This is a genomic window from Ruminococcus flavefaciens ND2009 (assembly GCF_000621785.1).
GTDB lineage: Bacteria > Bacillota > Clostridia > Oscillospirales > Ruminococcaceae > Ruminococcus > Ruminococcus flavefaciens_C.
The window spans coordinates 246205-266893 of record NZ_KK211346.1; the positions used below are offsets into that span (position 1 = coordinate 246205).

Annotated in this window: 22 protein-coding genes; 17 read left to right on the top strand and 5 right to left on the bottom strand. The window is 47.4% G+C overall.

Annotated elements, in window-relative coordinates; all coding sequences use genetic code 11:
• Positions 1 to 10: 10 nt before the first annotated feature.
• The 10 genes from prmA (at position 11) to T488_RS0107980 (ending at position 7185) form a co-directional block, all read left to right on the top strand.
• On the top strand, positions 11 to 976 hold the full coding sequence (gene prmA / locus T488_RS0107935) for a 50S ribosomal protein L11 methyltransferase (RefSeq protein WP_028520304.1): 966 nt from the start codon (positions 11 to 13) through the stop codon (positions 974 to 976).
• A 47-nt stretch (positions 977 to 1023) separates the two neighbouring features.
• Positions 1024 to 2226 carry a DUF6348 family protein gene (locus tag T488_RS0107940; RefSeq protein WP_028520305.1) on the top strand — a complete coding sequence of 401 codons (1203 nt, stop codon included), beginning with the start codon at positions 1024 to 1026 and terminating at the stop codon, positions 2224 to 2226.
• Positions 2227 to 2404: 178 nt separating this feature from the next.
• Entirely contained in the window at positions 2405 to 2716 is a 312-nt protein-coding gene (gene rplU / locus T488_RS0107945; RefSeq protein ID WP_024859279.1) for a 50S ribosomal protein L21, read from the top strand.
• Positions 2717 to 2718: 2 nt separating this feature from the next.
• A complete protein-coding gene (locus tag T488_RS0107950) occupies positions 2719 to 3030 on the top strand; it encodes a ribosomal-processing cysteine protease Prp (RefSeq protein WP_028520306.1) in 312 nt (103 codons plus the stop codon).
• 2 nt (positions 3031 to 3032) lie between these two features.
• Positions 3033 to 3317: a 50S ribosomal protein L27 gene (gene rpmA / locus T488_RS0107955; RefSeq protein ID WP_028520307.1), complete on the top strand. Its 285-nt coding sequence runs from the start codon at positions 3033 to 3035 to the stop codon at positions 3315 to 3317.
• Between the two features lie 67 nt (positions 3318 to 3384).
• Positions 3385 to 4662 carry a GTPase ObgE gene (gene obgE, locus T488_RS0107960; protein ID WP_028520308.1) on the top strand — a complete coding sequence of 426 codons (1278 nt, stop codon included), beginning with the start codon at positions 3385 to 3387 and terminating at the stop codon, positions 4660 to 4662.
• A 1-nt stretch (position 4663) separates the two neighbouring features.
• Positions 4664 to 5086 (top strand): Mini-ribonuclease 3, encoded by a 423-nt coding sequence (locus T488_RS0107965; protein WP_028520309.1) that lies wholly within the window; start codon positions 4664 to 4666, stop codon positions 5084 to 5086.
• A 4-nt stretch (positions 5087 to 5090) separates the two neighbouring features.
• Positions 5091 to 5825 (top strand): YebC/PmpR family DNA-binding transcriptional regulator, encoded by a 735-nt coding sequence (locus T488_RS0107970; protein ID WP_028520310.1) that lies wholly within the window; start codon positions 5091 to 5093, stop codon positions 5823 to 5825.
• A gap of 53 nt (positions 5826 to 5878) precedes the next feature.
• A complete protein-coding gene (locus tag T488_RS0107975; RefSeq protein ID WP_037297583.1) occupies positions 5879 to 6379 on the top strand; it encodes a GNAT family N-acetyltransferase in 501 nt (166 codons plus the stop codon).
• A 236-nt stretch (positions 6380 to 6615) separates the two neighbouring features.
• Positions 6616 to 7185 (top strand): manganese efflux pump MntP, encoded by a 570-nt coding sequence (locus T488_RS0107980; RefSeq protein ID WP_028520312.1) that lies wholly within the window; start codon positions 6616 to 6618, stop codon positions 7183 to 7185.
• A gap of 71 nt (positions 7186 to 7256) precedes the next feature.
• On the opposite strand, the gene T488_RS0107985 is transcribed toward T488_RS0107980, so the two are convergent.
• Positions 7257 to 8714: an InlB B-repeat-containing protein gene (locus tag T488_RS0107985; RefSeq protein ID WP_028520313.1), complete on the bottom strand. Its 1458-nt coding sequence runs from the start codon at positions 8712 to 8714 to the stop codon at positions 7257 to 7259.
• A 53-nt stretch (positions 8715 to 8767) separates the two neighbouring features.
• Positions 8768 to 8944, bottom strand: coding sequence for a DUF4250 domain-containing protein (locus T488_RS19290; RefSeq protein WP_082320474.1), 177 nt, complete (start codon positions 8942 to 8944; stop codon positions 8768 to 8770).
• A 606-nt stretch (positions 8945 to 9550) separates the two neighbouring features.
• Here T488_RS19290 and T488_RS0107995 point away from each other — a divergent pair.
• The 5 genes from T488_RS0107995 to T488_RS0108015 all read left to right on the top strand — a co-directional run bounded on the left by T488_RS0107995 (position 9551) and on the right by T488_RS0108015 (position 14735).
• Positions 9551 to 10045, top strand: coding sequence for a complex I 24 kDa subunit family protein (locus T488_RS0107995; protein ID WP_028520314.1), 495 nt, complete (start codon positions 9551 to 9553; stop codon positions 10043 to 10045).
• Positions 10046 to 10115: 70 nt separating this feature from the next.
• On the top strand, positions 10116 to 11975 hold the full coding sequence (locus T488_RS0108000) for an NADH-quinone oxidoreductase subunit NuoF (RefSeq protein ID WP_051536420.1): 1860 nt from the start codon (positions 10116 to 10118) through the stop codon (positions 11973 to 11975).
• A gap of 14 nt (positions 11976 to 11989) precedes the next feature.
• Positions 11990 to 13738 carry an NADH-dependent [FeFe] hydrogenase, group A6 gene (locus T488_RS0108005; RefSeq protein ID WP_028520316.1) on the top strand — a complete coding sequence of 583 codons (1749 nt, stop codon included), beginning with the start codon at positions 11990 to 11992 and terminating at the stop codon, positions 13736 to 13738.
• 107 nt (positions 13739 to 13845) lie between these two features.
• Entirely contained in the window at positions 13846 to 14073 is a 228-nt protein-coding gene (locus T488_RS0108010; protein WP_028520317.1) for a hypothetical protein, read from the top strand.
• 44 nt (positions 14074 to 14117) lie between these two features.
• Positions 14118 to 14735, top strand: a complete 618-nt coding sequence (locus T488_RS0108015) for a rubrerythrin family protein (protein ID WP_028520318.1) — start codon at positions 14118 to 14120, stop codon at positions 14733 to 14735.
• An 81-nt stretch (positions 14736 to 14816) separates the two neighbouring features.
• On the opposite strand, the gene T488_RS0108020 is transcribed toward T488_RS0108015, so the two are convergent.
• Positions 14817 to 16175: an MATE family efflux transporter gene (locus T488_RS0108020; RefSeq protein WP_028520319.1), complete on the bottom strand. Its 1359-nt coding sequence runs from the start codon at positions 16173 to 16175 to the stop codon at positions 14817 to 14819.
• A gap of 79 nt (positions 16176 to 16254) precedes the next feature.
• Positions 16255 to 16890 (bottom strand): glycerol-3-phosphate acyltransferase, encoded by a 636-nt coding sequence (locus tag T488_RS0108025; RefSeq protein ID WP_028520320.1) that lies wholly within the window; start codon positions 16888 to 16890, stop codon positions 16255 to 16257.
• A gap of 241 nt (positions 16891 to 17131) precedes the next feature.
• On the opposite strand from T488_RS0108025, the gene T488_RS0108030 reads away from it, so the two are divergent.
• A complete protein-coding gene (locus tag T488_RS0108030) occupies positions 17132 to 17689 on the top strand; it encodes an RNA polymerase sigma factor (protein WP_028520321.1) in 558 nt (185 codons plus the stop codon).
• 11 nt (positions 17690 to 17700) lie between these two features.
• A complete protein-coding gene (locus tag T488_RS0108035) occupies positions 17701 to 19638 on the top strand; it encodes a hypothetical protein (RefSeq protein WP_028520322.1) in 1938 nt (645 codons plus the stop codon).
• 46 nt (positions 19639 to 19684) lie between these two features.
• Here T488_RS0108035 and T488_RS0108040 read toward each other — a convergent pair whose 3' ends face one another.
• Complete coding sequence (locus T488_RS0108040; RefSeq protein WP_028520323.1) at positions 19685 to 20638, bottom strand: glycoside hydrolase family 5 protein; 954 nt, start codon at positions 20636 to 20638, stop codon at positions 19685 to 19687.
• Between the last annotated feature and the right edge of the window lie 51 nt (positions 20639 to 20689).

Consider the following 20689-nt stretch of genomic DNA (forward strand, 5'->3'; position numbering starts at 1 on the left):
ACTTTTACTGATGGAATGGACAGAAGTCAACATCTACACAACGACCGAGGGAATAGAGCTTCTCTGCTCTAAGCTTACGGACATAGGCATCAAGGGATTTTCTATCAAGGATCCCGAGGATTTCAAGGAGTTCCTTGAGAACAAGAACGGTCAGTGGGACTACATTGACGATGATCTCATGGGGCTTTCCGAATGCGAGACCTGTATCACCGTATATATCCCTTCAAACGGTCAGGGAGCCGAAATGCTCCTTGCTATAAAATCCATGCTTGCCGAGATGAAGGCTGCCGATACCGAGGGCGTTTACGGACGTCTTGAGGCTGAGATGTCAAGCATACGCGAGGAGGACTGGGCAAACAACTGGAAACAGTATTTCAAGCCCTTCAAGGTCGGCGAGAAGCTGGTCATCAAGCCCTCCTGGGAGGACTATGACAACAGCGACGGCAGACTGATCCTTGAGATCGACCCTGCTTCGAGCTTCGGAACAGGCAAGCATCACACCACACGGCTTTGTCTGGAGGTCCTTGAAAAGTACCTCAATAAGGGCGACAGGCTGCTGGATATGGGCTGCGGAAGCGGAATTCTCTCCATCGGAGCAATGCTACTGGGAGCTGAGAGCGCAGTTGCAGTGGATATTGAGGAAAATGCAGCGGTCACAGCTCTTGAGAACGCTGTCAAGAACCACATTCCAAAGGAGAAGTACAGGACCTACTTCGGAAATATTCTCACCGATGAGAAGCTGGCTGACGAGATCGATGATAAGTACGACATCATCGCGGCAAACATCGTTGCCGATGTGCTCATCGCCATGAAGGAAAGCTTCCTGAGATACCTGAAAAAAGGCGGTATACTTATCGTATCCGGTATCATCGAGGAGCGTATGGACGAGGTAATAGACGCGCTGAAGTCAGTCGGCTTCAAGGATCCCGAGCCCGAGGTCCGCGAAGGCTGGGCAGCGGTCAAATTCACAGTTTAATATTATGCAGAGCATATATTTATAACATTATATAAGGAGAATAGAAAATGGGACTTTTTAAGAAGAAGAACAATCAGAAGGATGAAGCAGCTTCAGCAGCAGTAGTTGATCCTAAGGAAGGTATGAAAAAACTTATCCTTGATCAGCTCAATGAGAAGCTGAGCGGCACTCTTTACGACGACTGTGTTATTATGCCCAAGGGCTTTACCATTGACGTTCAGGTGGCAAGACTTGATGACGTTGAGGACGTAAAGGTGCTCCAGGTCGTATTCATCGTAAGACACGACGACTTCGATGAGCCTCTCATCGAGCCTGTTGATGCTCAAGGCAGAACTGACGAGGACGTTGCCAAAATGGCTGTTGAGATATTCCACGGCGGCGTATGGCATCCCCTCGACCAGAGCATGACCAAAAAGAACGGTATCCATGTTCCTGTTGACTTCCTCAGACAGCACTATGACTTCGATATGTACTGCCAGTCTGTTGTAAGAATAGGTGTAAAGGACAAGGAGCCCACAATGCTGGTGAACTTCATCAGAAACGAGATACCCAAGTACATCGGTTCAAAGAAGTACTACTGGCTAAGGATCTATCTTGCAAAGTTCAAGGATAAGGAGATCATTGAGGTTCGCCTCAACGGCTCTGTTCTTGTTGAGCTTCCCCAGTACTTCAAGGAGTACGTGGCAAAGGAAATGAACGCTACCGAGACTTTCGTTTCCGAGAAGCAGTATGCTATCCTCGTTCAGCGCGAGGAGGATAAGTGCCCCTTCAATAAGGAGCTGGTAATGTCTGCTGCAAAGGAGACTATCCAGTCAATGACAAAGATCACATCAAGAGAAGAATATATAGAAATGTCCAAGAAGCTTGAGGAGCTCACCGAAGGCAACAAGGATCTTGCAGCTGAGATAAGAGTATTTATCCCCGAGATCTTTGCAAAGCTCACTCTGGGCTACCGTGAGGGCGACAGCCTCTTCCTCCTTGAGGGTGAGGGCGATGAGCAGCAGAGCATTGAGTTCAAGAAGACTCAGCTCCGTTCGTATTTCTACCTCCAGCAGGCTATCCTGGAATTCCTCAGCACAAGACCTTCTCAGGAGGACGTTTCCCGTATAGTTACCAACAGTGTTGCATTCAGAGAGCTGAAGAAGGCTCTTGACACCGCTAAGGAGGAGAACAGAGAGCTCAAGCCTGAGGATCTCTACGTTCCCGGTACTTCCTACAAGATCGGCCATGAGGGCTACAGAGTCTGGTAAGACCGTTTACACTTCCCCTGTACTGAGCAGGGGAAGTTTTTTTGCGGAATATAGTAAAAAAAGCTTGACAAAGCCCTTTGTTTGTGATAAAATATTATTGCCGCTTGTAAACAGGCTTTAAAGTTGTGCCATCACACGCCTGTAACAGCGAGTTTATTGAAAAGGCAGGTGCCACAATATGTACGCAGTTATTGAAACCGGCGGAAAGCAGTATCAGGTTAATGAGGGAGATATCATCTTCATCGAGAAGCTTGCAGCAGAGGCTGATGAGACAGTTACTTTCGATAAGGTAGTTGCTCTCGGAGCAGACGATGGTCTTAAGATCGGTACACCCTATGTTGACGGTGCAGCAGTAAGCGCTAAGGTTCTGAAGAACGGCAAGGCTAAGAAGATCACTGTTTTCACTTACAAGCCCAAGAAGGGTGAGAAGAAGAAGCAGGGTCACAGACAGCCTTACACTCAGGTGAAGATCGAAGCTATCAAGGCTTGATCATGATCCGCGCAGAATTTTATGAAAAGCAGGGACTTCTGACAGGCTTTAAGTTCAGCGGCCATTCGGGTTATGCCGAGGCTGGCGAGGACGTTGCTTGTGCGGCTGTTTCCTCAGCTGTACAGCTTACCGCAAATATCCTCGGAGAGTTCGGGCTTCAGCCGAAGATCACAGTGGGTGACAATGTCATCGAATGTGTCTGCGAGGACGGCGGAGAGATACCGCCAAGACTGCTGAATGTTTTGAAACAGCATTTTGAGGCTATACTGGAAGAGTTCCCTAACACGATCAAAATCATTATTTCGGAGGTGTAAGTATGTTAAAGATCAGTATGCAGTTCTTCGCTCATAAGAAGGGTGTTGGTTCTACTAAGAACGGACGTGACTCTGAGGCTAAGAGACTCGGTGTCAAGAGAGCAGACGGTCAGTTCGTTAAGGCAGGCAACATTCTCGTTCGTCAGAGAGGTACACATATCCATCCCGGTAACGGCGTTGGCATCGGTTCAGATGATACATTATTCGCTACAGTAAGCGGTAAGGTAAAGTTTGAGCGTTTCGGCCGTGACCGTAAGAAGGTTTCTGTTTACGAGATTGAGCAGTAACAGCCATAACGTGACAATAAAACCCGAGCATTTGCTTGGGTTTTTTCTTTAGAAACGGAGGTCGGAAATGTTCGTTGATCAGGCGAAGATAAAGATCAAAGCAGGTGACGGCGGCGACGGAGCAGTGTCCTTTCACCGTGAAAAATATGTTGCGGCGGGAGGTCCCGACGGCGGCGACGGTGGACGCGGCGGAGATGTAGTCTTTCAGGTCGATGATAATTTCTCGACCCTTATAGACTTCAGATACAAGAGAAAATATGTGGCGGACCGCGGTGAGAACGGAAGCAGCAGAAACTGCACGGGCAAAAGCGCTCAGCCACTTATAATCAAGGTGCCGAGAGGTACGGTTATCCGCGACGCCAAAAGCGGAAGGATAATGGCGGATATGTCAACTGACGAGCCGAAGGTCCTTGCGAGAGGCGGTCAGGGCGGTAAGGGCAATGTCCATTTTGCCACTTCAACTCGCCAGATACCCAAGTTTGCAAAGCCGGGATTTCCCGGTGAGGAGTTCGAGGTAACTCTGGAGCTGAAGCTTCTTGCTGATGTGGGACTTGTGGGCTATCCGAATGTGGGAAAATCCACACTTATCTCGGTAGTCAGCGCCGCTAAACCTAAGATAGCAAATTACCATTTTACTACTCTCACTCCTGTTCTCGGAGTTGTAAGGGTAGATGAGGAAAAGTCCTTCGTAATGGCTGATATACCCGGTCTTATCGAAGGTGCAGGAGACGGTGTAGGTCTGGGGCATGAGTTCCTCAGACACGTTGAAAGATGCCGTCTTATAGTCCATGTTGTAGACGTTTCGGGCATTGAGGGACGCGATCCCTGCGAGGATTTCGAGGTGATCAATGCTGAGCTTGCCAAGTTCAACGAGGAACTTGCAGACCGTCCACAGATCGTTGCGGCAAATAAGTCCGACATGGCGACAGAGGAACAGATCGAAAAGTTCCGTAAATATATCGAGGACAAGAATATACCATTTTTCTGCATATCAGCAGCCACTACCCAGGGTACTGCCGAGCTTATGAACAAGGTCTCGGAGGTGCTTGATACCCTTCCTCCCATCAGGGAATTCGAGGCAGAGCCTATCCCGCAGGAGGAGCTTGACGAGATGCTTGGCGTTGACAAGAAGTTCGAGATAACTGTTGAGGACGGCGTTTACTTTGTTGATGCTCCCTGGATACAGCCTATCATGCGTACTGTTGATCCCGACGACTATTCGTCGCTCCAGTATTTCCAGCGTGTTCTCATCAACAGCGGTATCATTGCAAAGCTTGAGGAGATGGGTATACAGGAGGGCGACACCGTAAGCCTTGAGGGCTTCGAGTTCGACTTTGTAAACTGATATGAGCAGAGAAAAACTTACAGAGCGTGAAGCTAATTCATACAGTCCGCTGACTCTGGCTTTTCTGGGTGACAGCGTATATGATACACTGGTGAGAGAGTATCTTCTACGCAGGGCTAATATGCCTGTTGCGAAGCTTCATTCCGCAAAGATCAGGCTGGTCTGTGCGGAGTTCCAGTCGAAAGCCTACGACCTCGTTGCAGAGAAGCTCTCGGAGCATGAGCTTGCGGTCTTAAAAAGGGGACGCAATGCTACGGGCAATACTGTTCCGAAGCACGCAGACGCTGCGGAATACCGCCGTGCAACTGCGCTTGAGTGCCTGTTCGGATACCTTTATCTGACAGGCGGGAACGAGCGTATCAGCGAGCTGTTTGAACTTATTATAAATTCAGATCTTAACGAAAATGAACAGATAGGAGTGTAAAACTATGTCAGGTCATTCAAAATGGAATAATATCAAGCGTAAGAAGGAAGCGACCGATGCTGCAAAGGGCAAGATCTTTACAAAGATCGGCCGTGAGATCACAGTTGTTGTTAAGGAGGGCGGTCCCGATCCCAACAACAATGCAAAGCTTCGTGACCTTATCGCAAAGGCTAAGTCCAACAACGTGCCTAACGACAATATCGATCGTATCATCAAGAAGGCAGCGGGCGACGGCGACAAGAACAACTATGAGAACATCACATACGAGGGATACGGTCCTAACGGAGTTGCTGTTATCGTAGAGTGCCTTACAGACAACAGAAACAGAACCGCGGGCGAGATTCGTCACTACTTTGACAAGTTCGGCGGTAATCTCGGTACTATCGGCTGTGTATCCTTTATGTTCACAAACAAGGGTATCGTTATCCTTGAGAACACAGGTCTCGATGAGGACAAGGTAATGGACGATGTATTCGAGTGCGGCGGAGATGATTTCGACATCAACGAGGAGACTGTTGAGATCGAGTGTGCTCCCGAGAATGTAGGCGCAGTTCGTGAGGCTCTTACAGCAAAGGGCTACAACGTACTTTCAGCAGAGGCTGAAATGATCCCTGCAAACTATACAACTCTCACAGACGAGGATCACATCAAGAAGATGAACCTGCTTCTTGAGCACCTTGAGGAGAACGATGACGTTCAGAACGTATACCACAACTGGGAGATGCCCGAGGAAGAATAATTACCTGGGGCAGCTCTGCTGCCCCTTCTATTACAGCGAACAGGAGCTTGTATATGGCTATTACCATAAAGAAGATCGGTAGCGATACCGAACTCAAGGAGACAGCGCAGCTGGCGGACATTATTTGGCACGAGTGCTTCACCGGTATTATCAGTGAAGGACAGATCGACTACATGGTCGAAAAATTCCAGTCATACAAGGCTATGACAAAGCAGATAATCGATCAGGACTACAGTTACTTTGCAGTCCGTGATGACGGAGAGCTCTGCGGCTACATTGGCATGAGACCCGAAAAGGATCATCGTTTCTTTCTCAGCAAGCTTTATCTCCGCAGGGATAAGCGGGGCAGGGGAATTGCTTCGCAGATGCTGGAAAAGGTATTTGAGGAGGCGAGAGACAGCGGCAAGTCCCACGTCTATCTCACGGTAAACAAGCACAACGTTCACGCAATAGATGTATACAAGAAGACGGGCTTTACAGTCACCGACCAGGTCGTTACCGATATTGGTGAGGGCTTTGTTATGGACGACTACATAATGACATATGAGCTTTAAATTTGTTTTGAAGTGCTAACGGTAATATATTGACTTGCTTCCCTGTATAATGTATAATAAGCTATGTTATGTGAGGGAGTAGTTAACACACGTTAGTGTGCGGCAAGCCGACATACTGGCGCATAGAGCGTCCGGTTTTGCCTTAAATAATGAGACTCATGTACGGCTTTATCGCTGTACCTGAGCAGAATTTCGGGTACGCAGGTATCCGAATTTTTTTTGAGAGGACGTTTGTAATGGGAATAACGGAATTACTGCTCATATCTGTAGGACTGGCTATGGACGCCTTTTCCGTGTCGGTCTGTAAGGGGCTGAGTATGAAAAAGATCAGCCTGAAGGGCGGTGTGATAACTGCTCTGTTCTTTGGCGTATTTCAGGCGCTTATGCCGATGATAGGCTATTTTCTCGGAAGTCGTTTTGCAGAGTTTATAAGCTCCTTCAGTCACTGGGTATCTTTCGGTCTGCTTGCAGTTATCGGCGGAAAAATGATGATAGAAGCTTTCGGAAAAAATGACGATGAGGAGAGCGGCAAGGAGTACAGCCTTGATATTAAGGAGTTGTTCCTGCTTGCAATAGCCACAAGCATAGATGCACTTGCTGTGGGCATAGTCTTCGCTGCGGAGAAAACTCCACTTATCTCCTCGGTTGCGGTTATAGGTGCTGTGACATTTTTGCTTTCGCTTATCGGAGTTTTTATCGGGCACCGTTTCGGCAGCAAATACGAGAAAAAGGCTGAGTTTGTGGGCGGTGCAGTGCTGGTGCTCATAGGAGCAAAGCTGCTCCTTGAGGGGCTTGGTGTTATATAAACAGAAAACCGAGGGCTTATTTATTCACCCTCGGTAAACTTACGTTTTATGAGACTGCTTTGCAGTCTTTTTTATTTTTCAGCGGGAACAAGAGTGTTTATCTTCTTGAGAAGGAACTCCTGTATCATAAGAGCGTCGCCTGATGTGATACCCACAACGGACTTATCAACGTCTCCGTTGTTTGCGCCCTGGCGAGTGAGGTGCTTGGCATCGCTGCCTTCCACGCCGTACTTATCGGGATTTGCGATGGACTGCATAAGAAGGATAGCGTCAGCAAGCTCAACCTTTTCATCGCAGTTTGAGTCGCCGTAAGCAATATCGCTCACAGGAGCAGATGTTGTAGTTGTTGTCTCCGAAGGAGCAGATGTAGTAGTTGTCTCTGTCACTGTTGTAGTGGTTGTTTCAGTCACAGTTGTAGTTGTAGTGGTAACAGGATCTGTGACTGTAGTTGTGGTGACATCAGAACCTGCCTCGTTCCAGATCGCTGTAAATCTGATACCGAGTCCGGGAGCGGCTCCCTTGATAGTATATTCCTCACCGGCCTGTACTGTTTCGTCACCGTACTGCCAGCCGCCGAATGTATAGCCTTCCTTTGTTATGGGGCACTCGGGAGCTGTAATGGCTGTACCTGTATATCCCGGTACCTTTACATTATTTTTGTCTGCCGAGAAAACAACAGTGTATCTTAAAGGTGACCAGTTGGGTTCGATGAGGACGTCACTGCCGGGCATTATAAATACAGCATTGGGCTCATAGTCCTTGCCGTCGGTAATGCAGTGCCAGTTCTTGATCTCATAGCCGATCCTTGAGAAACGGTCAGCAGCCTGAAGGGAAGTGGGGAAGGATTCTGCCAGCTCATACTCCTGGAAAGATGCGCCGACAATACCCTCATAGTCGCCTGCGGAGTATCTGAGCTTGTAGATCTTCTTGAGATTGGGACGGAGGATGATGTCTTCGTCGCCGACAAGTATATAAGTCTCAACATCGAACTCGTGAACGCCGTCGGTCCAGCCCTTCTGGTCATAGCCTTCCTGTTTGAATTTCCAGGAAGGAATCAGAATGTATCTGCCCTTGAGAGCGTTCTGTGCGGGGACGTACTTTTCGGCTTCCTTATCGATCTCGCCGTTCTTTTCGACTCTGAAAGTGACCTTGTGGAAGTTTTCGTCTTCTTTGTCGATCCACACGGGGTGAAGGTCCACATTTTCGGTGTCTACTCTCATAACGGTTCCGGCGGGGTATGCAGCAATATTGTCAGCAGTCCAGCAGCTAAAGATATAACCCTCGCGCTCGGGAATTACATTTGTAACGTATACCGAAGAATTGGGATCTGTCTCGATGTCCTCGATAGACTGAGGATTTCCGTCTTTGTCTTCGGGAATGATGATACCCTCACCGCTTAGATCATAGTGTACTACGCATTTGTCAGGTATTTCGTCATCTGCTCCTGCGTAGAAGCCCGCATTGAAGGAGCAAAGAGCCATCACAGCCGCAGCTGTGACAGACGTAATGTTTTTGAAAAATGGTTTCATAAGCCCTCCCATCCGATGCAGTTGCATCGCCTCAGTATCCGGATCTGCGGATACTATCTGAATGAATTAGTATTAGGATCATAAACATATCCGATGCCGCTCAGTTTGCTGCTGATCTCCTCCTCGGGGATACAAAGGCTTTTGCAAAGCTCTGTAAAAGACGGATACTCATCACGGAGAAGAGTATTGATATAGCTTAGTAAGATCACGGGGTCATTGGGTAAATTCATAAAATTCTCCTTTTCCATATGAAGTCGCAGAGCACCCGGGAATGCAGTGCAGGACATTGCCGGGCTGAGCAGAAAAAGCGTATCATAGCGCTTATTTATATGTTCTAAAATTAATATACAATACGAAACGGGTTTTGTCAATAAATTTTGAAAAATCGGAAATGAGAATTTTTAATTAATATGTATATATTTTTAATATCTTTTTTGAAGCGGATAAAATATAACAAAATATGCGTGATGTGCAACGATTTTATAGCCTGAAAGTCGATGCGCAGCACAATAAATAATTGGAAATATAAAATTATTATTAACAATTCGTACAAACACTGACAGAAGTCAGATTTAAGGCTTGCTGCAACAAAATATAGGCGAAATACAAGAACATTGACACTTGTAAATGTTATATGATACTAACATTATGGTTTTCGACATTATTGTATAAAATGCACAGTAATCATGTGACGAATTAGGCTAAATTGGAGATAGAAATTTTCTTTTATATATGGTATAATATCTAAGATATGTGAGATGTGATATTTTGTCTCATTTTATTTTTGTACATGACATTGTTACATTTTTCACAGCTAAAACAAGGAGGTCCATTAAATGAATTCAGCTAAATCAACTGTTCCCTTCAAGGGTACTCCCGAGCAGGAAGCTGAGCTTCTCAAGGTTATCGCAGAAAAGAAGGACGATAAGGGTTCTCTTATGCCGATACTCCAGAAGGCTCAGGAGATCTACGGCTACCTTCCCATTGAGGTCCAGGCTCTCATTTCCGACAACACAGGCATCCCGCTTGAGAAGATCTACGGCGTTGTTACCTTCTACGCTCAGTTCTCACTCTATCCCAAGGGAGAGTACACGATCTCAGTCTGTCTCGGTACAGCTTGCTATGTAAAGGGTTCCGGAGATATCTACAATAAGCTCCAGGAAAAGCTTGGAATCGGCGGTGGCGAATGCACTCCCGACGGTAAGTTCTCTCTTGATGCTTGCCGCTGCATAGGCGCCTGCGGTCTTGCACCCGTTCTTACAGTCAATGAAGATGTTTACGGCCGTCTCACTGTTGACGACGTTGACAAGATCATTGCAAAATACGCTTAATTCCAAACATTACCATTTAGGAGGTTAACTTATGAAGACTCTTGAAGAACTCAAGGTTGTCAGAGACAGCATGGTGGGCGAGGTAGCTCTCAGAACACATGGCAATGCTTCTTCAAAATATGAAAGACACGTCCTTGTCTGCGGCGGTACAGGATGTACCTCTTCGGGCTCACCCAAGATCATTGAGGAGCTTAAGAAGGAATTCGCAGAAAAGGGACTTACAGATAAGGTACAGATCGTCAAGACCGGATGCTTCGGACTTTGTGAGCGCGGTCCTATCATGATCGTATATCCCGAGGGCTCATTCTACTCACGTGTTAAGGTAGATGAGATCCCCCGCATCGTTGATGAGCACCTCATCGGCGGCAACCCTGTTAAGGAATTCCTCTATGAGGAGACTGTTGCCGGCGACGAGATCAAGTCTCTCGACGATACATCATTCTACAAAAAGCAGCACCGTGTAGCTCTCAGAAACTGCGGTGTTATTGATCCTGAGAATATCAACGAGTACATAGGCCGTGACGGTTACCAGGCTCTGGGCAAGGTCCTCACAACTATGACTCCTGAGGACGTTATCCAGACTATCCTCGATTCAGGTCTCCGCGGACGTGGAGGCGGCGGCTTCCCCACAGGTATGAAGTGGAAGCTTGCAAGAAACATCGTTCCCAACGCTGACCAGAAGTACGTTTGCTGTAACGCCGACGAGGGCGACCCGGGTGCATTCATGGACCGTTCAGTACTCGAGGGCGATCCCCACGTTGTACTTGAGGCTATGTCCATCGCAGGTTACGCTATCGGCGCAACACAGGGCTACATCTACGTTCGTGCTGAGTATCCTATCGCTGTTGAGCGTCTTAACATCGCTATCAAGCAGGCTCGTGAGAACGGTATGCTCGGTAAGAACATCTTCGGAACAGATTTCTGCTTCGATATAGACCTCCGTCTCGGTGCAGGCGCTTTCGTCTGCGGTGAGGAGACAGCTCTTATGACATCTATCGAGGGCAACCGTGGTGAGCCCCGTCCGAGACCTCCTTTCCCTGCTGAAAAGGGTCTCTTCCAGAAGCCTACTGTCCTCAACAATGTTGAGACATATGCAAATATTCCTCAGATCATCCTCAACGGTGCAGACTGGTTCGCATCTATGGGTACCGAGAAGTCAAAGGGTACCAAGGTATTCGCTCTCGGCGGAAAAATCAAGAACACAGGTCTCGTTGAAGTTCCTATGGGTACAACTCTCCGCGAAGTTATCGAAGAGATCGGCGGCGGTATCCCCAACGGAAAGAAGTTCAAGGCTGCTCAGACAGGTGGTCCTTCAGGCGGATGTATCGATCCTTCAAACTTCGATATCCCCATCGATTACGATAACCTCATCGGTATCGGTTCAATGATGGGTTCTGGCGGACTTATCGTTATGGACGAGGATAACTGTATGGTCGACATCGCTAAGTTCTTCCTCGAGTTCACTGTTGACGAGTCCTGCGGTAAGTGTACACCCTGCCGTATCGGTACAAAGAGAATGTGGGAGATCCTTGACAAGATCACAAAGGGCAAGGGAACTCTTGAGGACCTCGACAAGCTGGAACAGCTGGCTTACCACATCAAGGCTAACTCACTCTGCGGTCTCGGACAGACAGCTCCTAACCCTGTTCTCTCTACACTCAGATGCTTCCGCGATGAGTACATCGCTCACGTTGTTGACAAGAAGTGTCCTGCAGGCGTATGTAAGGACCTCCTCAGCTTCGAGATCGAAAAGGACAAGTGTATCGGCTGCGGTATGTGTGCTAAGCAGTGTCCTGCATCCGCTATCACAAGAACTGACTATATCGCTCCCGGCAAGAAGCTTGCTGCTATGGAGATCGATAAGAGCAAGTGCGTAAAGTGCGGCGCTTGTATCGCAACATGTAAGTTCAAGGCAATCATCAAGAAGTAAGCGGAGGAATAGTAATGGAAAATATAACTGTTAAAATCAACGGTGTTGAATTAGAAGTCCCCAAGGGCACTACTGTTCTTGAAGCTGCTCACATGGCCGGCTTTGAAATTCCTACACTTTGCTATATGAAGGAGATCAACGAGATCGGTGCCTGCCGTATCTGCGTTACAGAGGTAAACGAGGGCAGAGGCTTCCGTCTCGTAGCAGGCTGCGTATATCCCTGTTCCAACAACATGGAGATCCTCACAAGCTCACCCAAGGTCATCGAGTCAAGAAAGAGAACTCTCGAGCTCATTCTTTCAACTCATGACAGAAAGTGCCTCTCCTGCGTAAGAAGCGGCAACTGTGAGCTCCAGAAGCTTGCTAAGGATTACGGCGTTGAGGATGCTACTGTATACGACGGTATCAAGAACGAGTATGAGGTAGACAACTCAGCTGCACATATGTACCGTGACAACAACAAGTGTATCCTTTGCCGCCGCTGCGTAGCAGTTTGTGCAAAGACTCAGGGTATCGGCGTTATCGGTGCTAACGAGAGAGGCTTCAAGACATACATCGGCTCTGCATTTGACATGGGTCTCGGCGAGACAAGCTGTGTATCCTGCGGTCAGTGTATCGCTGTTTGTCCTGTTGGCGCACTCTCAGAAAAGGATTACACCAAGGAAGTTCTGGCAGCTATCGCTGATCCCGAGAAGACTGTTCTCGTACAGACAGCTCCTGCTGTTCGTGCAGGTCTCGGCGAGTGCTTCGGCAATCCTATCGGTACAAACGTTGAAGGCAAGATGGCAGCTGCTCTCCGCAGACTGGGCTTCGACAAGGTATTCGATACAGATTTTGCTGCTGACCTCACAATCATGGAAGAGGCTAACGAGTTCCTGGATCGTTTCACAAATGGCGGAACACTTCCTCTCATCACATCATGCTCACCCGGATGGGTCAAGTTCTGTGAGCACTACTATCCCGATCTTCTCGATCACCTTTCTTCATGTAAGTCTCCTCAGCAGATGTTCGGTGCAACTGCAAAGACATACTACGCTCAGAAGATGGGTATCGATCCCAAGAACATCGTTATGGTATCTATCATGCCTTGTACAGCTAAGAAGTTCGAGATCGGAAGACCCGATCAGAGCGCTGCAGGTGTACCCGATGTTGATTACGCTCTTACAACACGTGAGCTTGGCAGAATGATCGAGCGTGCAGGTATACTGTTCAATTCACTTCCCGATGAGAAGTTCGACGATCCGCTTGGAATCTCAACAGGTGCAGGCGTTATCTTCGGTGCTACAGGCGGTGTTATGGAAGCTGCTCTCAGAACAGCTGTATACACACTTACAGGCGAGAACGTAACAGATCTCCCCGAGGTTCGTGGTACAAAGGCTATCAAGGAAGCTACATACAACGTTGCAGGCAACGATGTTAAGGTTATCGTAACCAGCGGTCTTGCTAACGCAAGAAAGGTTCTCGATGACATCAGAGCAGGCAAGTGCGACGCTCAGTTCGTTGAAGTTATGGCTTGTCCCGGCGGCTGTGTAAACGGCGGCGGTCAGCCTCAGGTTCCTATGGGCGTAAGAAACTTCGTTGACATCAGAGAAGAGAGAGCTAAGGTTCTCTACAACCTCGACAAGTCAATGCCTCTCAGACAGTCTCACGAAAATCCTGCTATCAAGAAGGTTTACGAGGAGTTCTTTGAGAAGCCCGGCAGCCACAAGGCTCATGAGGTTCTCCACACATCTTACGTTAAGAGAAAAGTTAACGAGATATAATCAAATGCTGAATTCATTGAGGGCGGACAAATTTGTCCGCCCTTCTTTATTGACATGAACAGCGCAAAGTGTTATAATTGTAATATCTTAAATTAGGGGGAAACAATATGGATAACGTATGTGAATTCTGCGCGGCAAAGGTAGTATCAGGAACTCTCGTTACACCCTACGCTGTCCAGTTCTATCCTGAAGGTGAGGAGCAGAAGCTGAAGCCAAAGAGGAGCCAGGTCATCTGTGATGCCTGTCCGCGGTGCGGCCATATCCAGAACCTTAGGCTGAAAAATCCTGAGAATATAATGAAATACCGTTATACTATCCCGGGGGAGATCGTATAATAAAAAAATAACTGCACATAATACTTCCAAAAGGAGGTATTATCATGCAGACAAATTTTACAGAAAGTCAGACCCGTATCAATCTTATGCGAGCCTTTGCAGGTGAGTGCCAGTCACGGCAGAGGTATTATCAGGCTGCCCTGACTGCCCAGCAGCAGAAGCTGGTGGGACTTGAGCGGATGTTCCGTTTCACCGCCGAGCAGGAGGAGCGCCATGCAATGGTGTTCTGGAAGCTGCTTAAAGAGGGAACGGGACAGGATATAGACATCTCAGCAGGCTTTCCTGCCGAAGTCACAGAGGAGATACAAAAGCTCCTTGATGCTTCCGAGAGGGAGGAGAAGAAGGAGTTTTCTGTTGTGTATCCGGATTTTGCACGTATTGCCGCCGAAGAGGGCTTTACCGAGGCTGCGTCAAAGTTCAGAATGATAGCTGACATTGAAAACAGCCACAGAGCAAGGTTCATATACTACGGTGAGCTTTACCGCAGCGGTATGCTTTTCCGAAGCAATGACACAGAGCAGTGCTGGATCTGCCTTAACTGCGGACACATCCACAAAGGCAGCGAGCCGCCTCAGGAATGTCCTGTGTGCAGGGCTGAGCAGGGGTACTTTATACGCCGTGAGGAAGCGGCGTTCACTTCCTGCGACACTGTTTCGGCATAAAACTATTACAGGGTAAGATACGACAAAAATAGCCCCGGGGCTTGCCTCGGGGCTGTACTTCTGTATAAATGAGTTATGTTCTCATTCCTTCTGCCGCTTTTTCAGCTTATTCATCAGCACAATGAACACTATGAGTTCAGCAAGGAATGTGACTGCCCAGGATATGGCGTAGGAAAGATAAAGACTCTTGATTGAGTGATACTGCGGTATCCTGAAAACCACATATATCCAGCCCAGACGTATTCCCACAACTCCCGCAATGGTTATGAGCATGGGAGTTACGGAGCTTCCCAGACCGCGGATAAGTCCCGTGGTAACGTCCATGAGTCCGCAGAGGAAGTAGGGGAGCATGATGTATGTCATTCTTACCAGTCCGTATTTTATAGCCTCATCTGAGTCGGTGATGTAGATGCCCAGGAGCGGTTTTCCGAAGAAAAGTGCGGTGACTCCCAGCGCAGCGCCTGTGCAGAATACAGAGACAAGGCATATCCACATTATCTTGCGTATACGGTCGAATTTGCCTGCACCGTAATTCTGACCTGTGAAGTTCAGAGCAGTCTGGCTGTATGAGTTCATGGATGTATATACGAAGCCCTCTATGTTCTGAGCGGCTGCGTTGCCGGAGTTTACAACAGGTCCGAAAGAGTTTATAGATGACTGGATTATAACATTTGAGGCGGAGAACAGGGCACCCTGTATACCTGCGGGGAAGCCTATCTGGATTATCCTTTTAAGCTGTCTGCCGTAGATGTGCATCTTTCGGAGGTCAAGCTTGCAGGCGTCCTCGCGCTTCATGAGAGCGCGGAGTATAAGTCCTGCGGACAGTATCTGTGAAATGGTGGTGGCGAGAGCAACACCCGCAACGTTCATTTTAAACACCATAACGAACAGCAGATTGAGGAGAACATTGAGAACTCCTGCTGCTGTCAGGTAGTAAAGGGGACTCTGTGTGTCTCCTGCGGCACGGAGGATAGCCGAACCGAAGTTATATATCATGCTGGCGATGGTTCCGCAGAAGTAGATCTGCATATATGATGTGGCGAGATGGAGCTGCTCCTCTGGAGTGTCCATGAGCCTCAGGAAAGTTCCCGAAAAGAGCACTCCCACCAGTGTGAGGACTGCTCCGCTTACAATAGCTGTGGGGATAGCGGTATGTACCGTCCTGTGGACGTCCTCGTTCCTTCCGGAGCCGAGACCGTGTGCCACGGTAACGCCTGCGCCGACGGACAGACCTATGAAAAGGTTTACCATAAGGTTGATTATAGAGCCCGTCGAGCCCACGGCTCCAACGGAATTGCTTCCGCAGCAGCGACCTACAACTACAAGGTCGGCGGCGTTGAACAGAAGCTGGAGAACTCCCGTAAGTATAATGGGGATAGTGTAGAGTATTATCCTGCTGACCAGGGGACCCTCACACATATCCGCTGCTTTTCTTGGCATAAAAATGACTCCGTTCTGCCGCATATTATAGCGCTGCGGCGGCGCATAAGGGCGCAAAAAAGCCCCCGAAGGGACTTTCTTATGTGTTTCCGTTTTTTCTGATCCTTGCGATCTCCTGATCCTTTTTCCACAGGAAGCTTATATGAGCCTCCGTACCGTTCTGGATACGCTTGAAGTTTTCTATATGCTTGAAAAGTATGATAAGTGAGACTGCTGAGAGTATTGCGGTGCCGATAGGATCACCTGTGAGCAGGGCATATATCATGGTGAAGATCACCGAGCCTGTAACAGGTACTATGCAGACATAATCCATTGAAAATCCGAGAACGATCTCGAATATAAGGAGAAGAAGAAATACCAAAGGATTGAAGGCGAGAATGGTGCCGCCAAGAGAGGCGAGACCTTTACCGCCATGGAATTTCATAAGTACAGGGAAGATATGTCCCAGGATACAGCATGAACCGGAGAGTATCTTCGCAAATTTGAGCTGCGGGAAAAAGTAAGCAGCGATAAGCGAAGCTGCAACAGCCTTTGCGATGTCAAAGAGAGCGACGAAAAGACCTGCCTTTTTACCGATAGTGATGACCGTGTTTGAAGCACCTGCATTGCCCGAGCCTCTCTGTCTTATGTCGAAGCCCTTGAATTTGGCTATAATGAATGCAGGGTTGATGTTACCGAAAAAGTAACCGATAAGAGCGCAGAGTGCGATCTGCATAAAAACCCCCTCCGTAAAATAAAAACAAAAGGACTGATCGTTAAATTAATGTCGAACTGACCTTACATACAATATTATAATATCATATTTGCGTTTAAAAGTAAAGTACCCTTTCTGATTTTTTTAGAAAATCAAAGGTTAAAATAAAAAAATAAATACTTTCTGTTTCGTATAGGCAGGGAACTGCGATTAGAGTATATGAAGGGGAAAGAATTCATGCGCATGATCAGGAGAGATGAAAATGACAGATAATGAACTTCAGCATCTGCTGAAGGCTGAACCGGAAAAGGGGCAGCGTGCGTTTTATGACAAATACTTCAATTATGTGTATACCATCGTGTTTGCAAAACTGAAGTCAGCGGCGTCTATGGAGGATGTGGACGAATGTGTGGGAGATGTCTTCGCACAGTGCTTCATCTTCTTTGACAAGCAGGAGGTCATTCAGGGTAATCTGAAGGCTTTTACGGCTTCCGTAGCAAGACGAAAGGCAGTAGATACATACAGAAGAGTCGTAAGACACAGCAGTAACATACCTATAGACGATGCAGGCGAACTGGACTCAGGGGAGAATATTGAGCGCTCAACCGAGGAGTCGGAAATGAGAAAGCTGCTCTACGATAAGGTGGAGGAGCTGGGGGAGCCGGACTCTACAATCATCATACAGAAATACTTTTTCGGCAGAAGCTCAAAGGAGATCGCAGAGATAGTGCAGATCTCATCGGATAATGTCAGAGCGAGGTGCAGCAGGGCTGTAAAGCGTCTGAAGGATGTACTGCTGGCAGCAGGCTTCACAAGATAGGAGGAGAAGCTATGAAGGATAAACTTGAATACCTGTTCAGCGACAAGGACAGCGATATAGAAAGAGTCGCAGAGAGATATACTGCGGCGGGGAACAAAGAGAAAGAAAAAATATATGACATCACAAGAAAGAAATACAATATACTCAGAGAGGAGGAAGCTAATACCTCTGAGGACGGCTTTATAAAGGAAGCTGAGGGCGTAGAGAGATATTCACGTCCCAGGTGGATACGCATGGTAAGTGCGGCTGCTGCGGCGGTAATACTCATCACAGGTGTCTGCGGAGGAGTCTTCCTTACAAGATCAAAGAGAGTAGACAGGATAGATATTGACTCAAGCCAGTTTGCCGAGACAGTCACCGTTAAGGAGGTAACTACCATTACCGATGACGGAGAGATCGTCAAGGTGGATATGGAAAAGGTAGTGGATAAGCTTACGGATGGTCTGGAGCATATCCACAAATCTTTGGCGCAGGAAGGCGTTGATATTGATGACAGCCTTACATTCATCAGCACTACTGATACTAACGCACCTTCCTCTATAAATTATTACCGCGTTACTGATGAAAAGCTTGATACATTTGACGAATTTGAGATGATAATGGAGTCCACTTACAGCAGCAATACCCGTGAGAAGTATATGGGCGGAGATATGAGCGAATATGAGAACGGTGTAGAATTCCATGACGCAAGCTTTATAAAGCAGAACCTGCGGGCGTTCATAATCTATAACGATAATATCTATTCCGAAGCATTTGTACAGCCCAATGAAAGCTATTCATCAAATTTTGCAAACACATTCAACTTCAGCAATTATGAGCTTATTTCCTCGGAGTTTCCTGCCGACGATGAGCAACGCATAAAGTGGCTTATCGAAGACGGTCTCCTCGATGACGGTCTTGAGACCATGACCTGCAAGAGGATATATCAGCGCAAGGACGGCACAAGAGTAAGAGCAGAGCTCATTCTTGTCAACGAGGATAACGCATGGAAGATTGGTTCGTATAACGTTGGAGAGAATATTGAGGATCAGATCGTTACCACAACAGCGGTGGCCACAGCTCCCGTTACAACTGCGCCTGTAAATACTGACAGCGAGGAGTTCGGCGAGCTCCAGATGCACCAGGAACCTGTATTCGCAAACGAAGATGAGGCAAATGCGCTCCTCGGTGAAGTGAACTATGGCTGGGAGAACGGCACCTATCAGTTCCAGAAGGTAGATACAGAGAAGTATACACAGCAGATCTGGAACGCTGCTTCATACGATGAACTGAATACACTTGAGAACAAGAGCTATATTTATCATATATCGGTAAATTCATTCCGCTATTTTGATACTGCTGATGTATTGTACACCATAAACACAGATGGTACAAACAGAAAATGGGACAGAAGCGAGCATATCATCGCAGATAACCGTGCTCAGTATTTCCATATAGATTCTAAAACTGAATCAAGCTATTTAAATGAGGATTCCATAAAGTGTTATTACGGAAACAAGTGGACAGAAGTGAATAATCTCGATATGACATACAATACCTATGAATCATCATCTCCCGCTTATGAACTGAATTATGTTCCTGATAATTATCGAGTATTAGATTATACTGACGGCATAGGCGGCTGGGGGAAGGTCTATGGATCTTCACTTTTAGAGAGCGTTGATGTTGATTGCTTATATTCATTCCCTGACGCCCTGTTTAACTTTGATGACTGGTATGTTGAGGGTGTAGAAGAGATACTCGGCAGACAGTGCGTTGCTATCAGAATTGAGCAGTCGGCTTATTCAAATCAGATGCTCATAGATATGAGGACGGGCATCGTTATGAGATATACTGCGGTTCATGGAACAGACGGAGTGAACAGTATGAAGGTGACAAATCTTGAGCTCAATAACCCGGTCGAGCACAATGAGATCAACCTGACAGGCTATTCCAGAAGAGAAGAATGATAATAAAAAAGATCCCCTCTGCAATAATGCAAAGGGGATCGCTTTTTTAAAGTAATTCGATAAGCTGGCTGCGGACGCCGTCAAGACGACGGTCGGAAAGACCGAAGTCCATAGCCTTGTAGTTCCATGCGGCTCTGCCGATGCCGTGCTTTCTGAATACGGAGTTTATAGTTCTGAACCATTTTACGGTATCCTCGGGACTTACCACATCTATGCAGCCGTACTCGCCGCAGTAGAGACCGCTTCCGTTCTCCTCAGCCTTGGCAATGGCAGTTGAGAAAAGCTCCTCAAAGTACTCGGGAGAGGTAACGCTGTTCTCAAAGGGAATTCGCTCCTTGGGGTCGATAGCGGTAGTCCAGTATGCGCCCTGATGGGTGAACTTCAGAGGCTCATAGCAGTGCATATTGTAGATGACGTTGCTGTCGAAAGGCTCGTCCAGGAACTGAACTGTATCGGCACTGTTATTGTGGTAGCTTCCCACAAGGATAAGTATATCGGGAGCTATCTTCCTGATACGCTTTATGCACTCCTTGGCGATCATGTTCCACTTGTCTATGAACTCTGCATCGGTGACCTCGTTGAGAAGCTCAAATGCAGCATTGGGAGCAAGAGAGCCGTAGCGCCGTGCTACTTCCTCCCACAGGCGGTAGAAACGCTCCTGATATTCTGCACTGTCGAAGAAACCACTCTCGCTCTCTCCGTAGTAATCAAAGGAAAAGCCGGCAGTCTTATGCAGGTCAAGGATAATGTTGAGACCGTTCTTTTTAGCGCAGGAAACAGCCTTGTCAAGATAGGCAAATCCCTCATCACTGAAAGACCCGTCGGAGTTCTCTATTATATTATAATCGAAGGGAACACGCACATGATCTGCTCCCCACGACGCGATCACTTCAAAGTCATTTTCGCAGACGAAGGTGTCCAGGTGTTCCTTTTCATAGTTGCACTGTGAAAGCCAGCCGCCTAAATTAACGCCTTTATTGAAACCGTTTATTTTTTTCATCTCATATCGCCTCCTGTATACAGTATAGCAGACTGAGTAAGAAAAATATAC